The sequence below is a fragment of the Pontibacter rugosus genome, from assembly GCF_042678745.1.
Classification (GTDB): Bacteria; Bacteroidota; Bacteroidia; order Cytophagales; family Hymenobacteraceae; genus Pontibacter; species Pontibacter rugosus.
The window spans coordinates 1-3946 of record NZ_JBHTLD010000312.1 but is presented as its reverse complement, the minus strand read 5'-3'; the positions used below and the strand labels follow the sequence as shown (position 1 = coordinate 3946).

Here is a 3946-nt window from a genome sequence, read left to right as displayed (position 1 = left end):
CTGAGCCTGCTAATTTAAATTAGTAGTACAAAGCTAAAGTATAATTACTGAAATCACATGTTTACTGCTATGGAAAAAGGGACATTAGAGATATCGCAGGCTCTTCGGGATACAGCTAAGCGTTTAGCCAGAGGCGCCGCTTATCAATGGGGACATATGGGAAGTTGCAACTGCGGCCACCTTGCACAAACGATCACACAACACAGCAAAGGCGAGATTCATGGTGCTGCCATGTGGCGCTACGGCGATTGGCGCGAACAACTTCGTGACTACTGTCCTCAAAGTGGTTTACCAATGGATGAAATTATTGACCACATGCTCGATTTTGGTTTTTCAAGAGACGAATTGGCACACCTGGAGACATTGACTCATCCCACAATAGTTGCTCTCTTACCAAACAACCGGAAGCACTTAAAGCATAATATGAGAGATGACCTCGTGCTATACCTTACTACCTGGGCTGATCATTTAGAAGAGCACCTACTTAGCAAAATAAATCTTAAAGAGACGTTAAGGCAAACAGTAAACGTCTAAAATAGTGATCCTGCTTTAGGATTTTTTTTTCATAGCTTTGGGTCTTGAGTAAATCCCTAATCTATGAACAAAATAGACATACTTTCCGCTGCTGAGCAGTATGTACGTGAGCTGCTTTCTGGAGAAGGTTCAGGACATGACTGGTGGCATATTCTGCGTGTTTGGAACAACGCAAAGCTTATTGCCAGGCATGAGTCTGTTGACGCTTTTACTGTAGAGCTTGCCGCTTTGCTGCACGATATCGGCGATCATAAATTTCATGATGGAGACGAAGAGATAGGACCACGAATGGCGCAGGAGTGGATGCAAAGGCATGCTGTGCCAGAAGAAATCATACTACATGTGTGCTCCATCATCAAAGACCTTTCTTATAAAGGTGCTGGCACAAGTTCAGCGATGGCGACACTGGAAGGCCAGGTAGTGCAGGATGCAGACAGACTGGATGCCATTGGAGCCATTGGTATTGCCCGCACCTTTGCCTATGGCGGTCATAAAAACCGAGAGATTTATAATCCAGACATAGCTCCTGTCATGCACAATTCATTTGATGCGTATAAATCTAATACCGCCCCTACCCTAAATCATTTTTACGAAAAGCTTTTACTGCTCAAGGACCGTATGCATACCCAAACGGCTAAAGAACTGGCAGCGCAACGTCATCAGTATATGGAGCAGTTTCTGGAGCAGTTCTATGATGAGTGGAATGGCAAAAGATAGTGTTCAATTCTCGGACGCAGTTATACTATAAACCCAGCAAATAAACCACTGGCATCGTATGGAGATTCCCTTGCTCTCAGACATCGTTATTATACTTGGGCTTGCAGTCGTTGTAATCCTGTTGTTCCAGCGATTGAAACTGCCCACTATACTTGGTTTTCTGGCTACTGGCGTTATAGCAGGACCACACGGACTCAGCCTAATACAAGCCACACATGATATAGAGATACTCGCTGAGATCGGGGTTATCCTCCTCCTCTTTATCATTGGCATGGAGTTTTCGCTAAAGCAATTGGCTCTCATCAAGCGCACTGTCTTACTGGGAGGAACCGCTCAAGTTCTGTTAACTATTGGCTTGGTCAGCCTTGTAATGATTGGCCTAAACTATACCTGGGCTGAAGCAACCTTCATGGGGTTTTTGATTGCCTTAAGTAGCACAGCCATCGTGTTAAAACTGCTTCAAGACCGAAGTGAGATCAATAGTCCGCAGGGGCGCGTGGTATTAGGTATCCTTATCTTTCAGGATATTATAGTAGTACCGATGATGCTGTTTACGCCATTGATGGCAGGCGGATCTGAAGATATTAGCACCGCTTTACTTATCATGGCACTCAAGGGAATATTTGTAATTGTATTTGTTCTTATCAGTGCACGTTACCTGGTGCCCCGTCTACTGTACCTTGTAGCTAAAACTAAAAGCAAAGAGCTTTTTATACTTAGTGTTGTCGTAATCTGTTTTGCAGTGGCATGGCTAACCTCAAGCCTAGGGCTATCACTGGCTTTAGGCGCTTTCATGGCAGGCCTGATTATCTCTGAATCTGAGTATAGCCATCAGGCTACGAGCAACATACTCCCCTTCAGAGAGATCTTCTCCAGTTTCTTTTTTGTTTCTATAGGTATGCTGCTTGATTTTGAGTTTTTGCTGCAGCACTTGCCTATTATACTCTTGTTTTCTACTCTCACTTTTATTCTGAAAGGTTTGGTAGCCACACTCGCAGCCCGTATTCTGCAGTACCCGCTTCGCATCTCTCTTTTAGTAGGTTTTTCTCTCTTTCAGGTTGGTGAGTTTGCCTTTATACTTTCTAAATCAGGCATAAGCAGTGGCTTGTTATCAGATGAAACGTACCAGTATTTCCTGTCGGTATCTTTGTTAACCATGTCTGTAACACCTTTTGTGATTGGCTCTTACCGTAAATTGGCAGATATTGTAACAAAACCATTTACCACCTCAAAAGATGCGCTGCCCTTTAGCCATGAGGCCTCCGAAGCCCATGGAGACATTCCTGACCTTGATGACCATATCGTTATTATCGGCTATGGCATAAATGGGCGCAATGTTGCCAAGGCAGCCAAGCATGCATCCATACCATACGTTATCATCGAACTGAATGCGGTTACGGTAAAGCAGGAAAGGAAATTAGGTGAACCCATTGTGTATGGTGATGCTGTTCACTCTATGATCTTAGATCATATTCACGTTAATAAAGCTCGTGTGGTTGTAATTGCTATTTCTGATCCTGATGCTACCAAACGAATCATTGCTTCGGTGCGCAGCATATCAGACAAAGTGCATGTTATTGTACGCACACGTTTTGTGCAGGAGATTCAGGAAAACTACTTACTTGGTGCAGACGAAGTAATACCAGAAGAATTTGAAACAAGTATCGAAATCTTCACAAGGGTGCTGAACAAGTACCTGATGCCCAAAGATGAGATTGAAATGTTTACCCAGCTGATACGCTCAGATAATTACGACATGCTGCGTAGCTTAACCTCCGGCAGAATTCCTGATCACTCAAAATTGAGCCTGGAGTTGCCCGATATTGAAGTGGCCAGTCTAAGGGTTTACACGAGCGATAGCGCCATCATAGATAAAACGCTACTAGAAGCAGACATTCGCAACAAATTTAGAATTACGATTGTGGCTATCAAGCGGGAAAAAGAAACACTACTAAGTATAAACGCCCAAACAAGCATACAAAAGGGTGATATAATCTATGTGGTAGGAAAACCTAGTGACGTGATGCGCTTTAACAACTATTTAAAAGATAATTAGGCTATAACTTCTCCATTACTTCTTCAACCTTGCTGTGCACAGTGCCATAGTTAGATTTGAAATTGTTAATAGCTCCTTCAGTCCAACCGCGCCACAGAAGCAGATCAGATTTAGGATTGATCATATCTATAATCAGCGTTCCTTTTTTGAAAAGGTCCACATTGCGATACCCAGGCATATCGGTATGGCCATAGTTGTACCGATAACCACTCATATAGCCATAACTATATCCAAATCCTTCTGCAAAGTTTTCAGGCTTGTCTTTCTCTACAGGTACAGAAACACTGACATCATAGGCAACCAGCACATCCGGGTTTTGAGCCACTTTTGTATACCCTCTCTCCTCTAACTCCTGCTCAATGGCTTTACGTATGTTTTTATTGAGATCTCCATTAAATCCTTTTAAGTAGTCCGCTTGCTCAGGAGGCATATTTTGAAACCAAGCATAAGTCTTATAGTTCCGCAAATTTGTAGCATAAGGTGCTTTTATAGCGTTTGCCCCAAACGACGCTGAAGTCGTAACACAGGAAGGTAGAAAGACAGAGGTTAAGCAAACGGCTAATATTAAGGGGAGCTTTATTAATTTCATCATAAACCGGTTTCTGGCTGTGTTCTAATTCAACGATCTTTATTTAAAAA

The 3946-nt window shown here is 42.9% G+C and carries 4 protein-coding genes; 3 read left to right on the top strand and 1 reads right to left on the bottom strand.

Annotated elements, in window-relative coordinates; genetic code table 11:
- Window positions 1-69 precede the first annotated feature (69 nt).
- The 3 genes from ACFQ2O_RS20460 (at window position 70) to ACFQ2O_RS20450 (ending at window position 3307) form a co-directional block, all read left to right on the top strand.
- The gene (locus ACFQ2O_RS20460) at window positions 70-534 is read left to right on the top strand and encodes a hypothetical protein (RefSeq protein WP_377532480.1); all 465 of its coding nucleotides are present in this window, start codon (window positions 70-72) and stop codon (window positions 532-534) included.
- A 63-nt stretch (window positions 535-597) separates the two neighbouring features.
- A complete protein-coding gene (locus ACFQ2O_RS20455; RefSeq protein WP_377532477.1) occupies window positions 598-1251 on the top strand; it encodes an HD domain-containing protein in 654 nt (217 codons plus the stop codon).
- Window positions 1252-1309: 58 nt separating this feature from the next.
- Window positions 1310-3307 carry a cation:proton antiporter domain-containing protein gene (locus tag ACFQ2O_RS20450; RefSeq protein ID WP_377532473.1) on the top strand — a complete coding sequence of 666 codons (1998 nt, stop codon included), beginning with the start codon at window positions 1310-1312 and terminating at the stop codon, window positions 3305-3307.
- A gap of 1 nt (window position 3308) precedes the next feature.
- On the opposite strand, the gene ACFQ2O_RS20445 is transcribed toward ACFQ2O_RS20450, so the two are convergent.
- Complete coding sequence (locus tag ACFQ2O_RS20445) at window positions 3309-3899, bottom strand: DUF4136 domain-containing protein (RefSeq protein ID WP_377532471.1); 591 nt, start codon at window positions 3897-3899, stop codon at window positions 3309-3311.
- Between the last annotated feature and the right edge of the window lie 47 nt (window positions 3900-3946).

Bases quoted from the DNA above. Each gene is read 5' to 3' on its own strand.
- ACFQ2O_RS20460 (WP_377532480.1), top strand. From the start codon at position 70: ATGGAAAAAGGGACATTAGAGATATCGCAGGCTCTTCGGGATACAGCT.
- ACFQ2O_RS20455 (WP_377532477.1), top strand. From the start codon at position 598: ATGAACAAAATAGACATACTTTCCGCTGCTGAGCAGTATGTACGTGAG.
- ACFQ2O_RS20450 (WP_377532473.1), top strand. From the start codon at position 1,310: ATGGAGATTCCCTTGCTCTCAGACATCGTTATTATACTTGGGCTTGCA.
- ACFQ2O_RS20445 (WP_377532471.1), bottom strand. From the start codon at position 3,899: ATGATGAAATTAATAAAGCTCCCCTTAATATTAGCCGTTTGCTTAACC.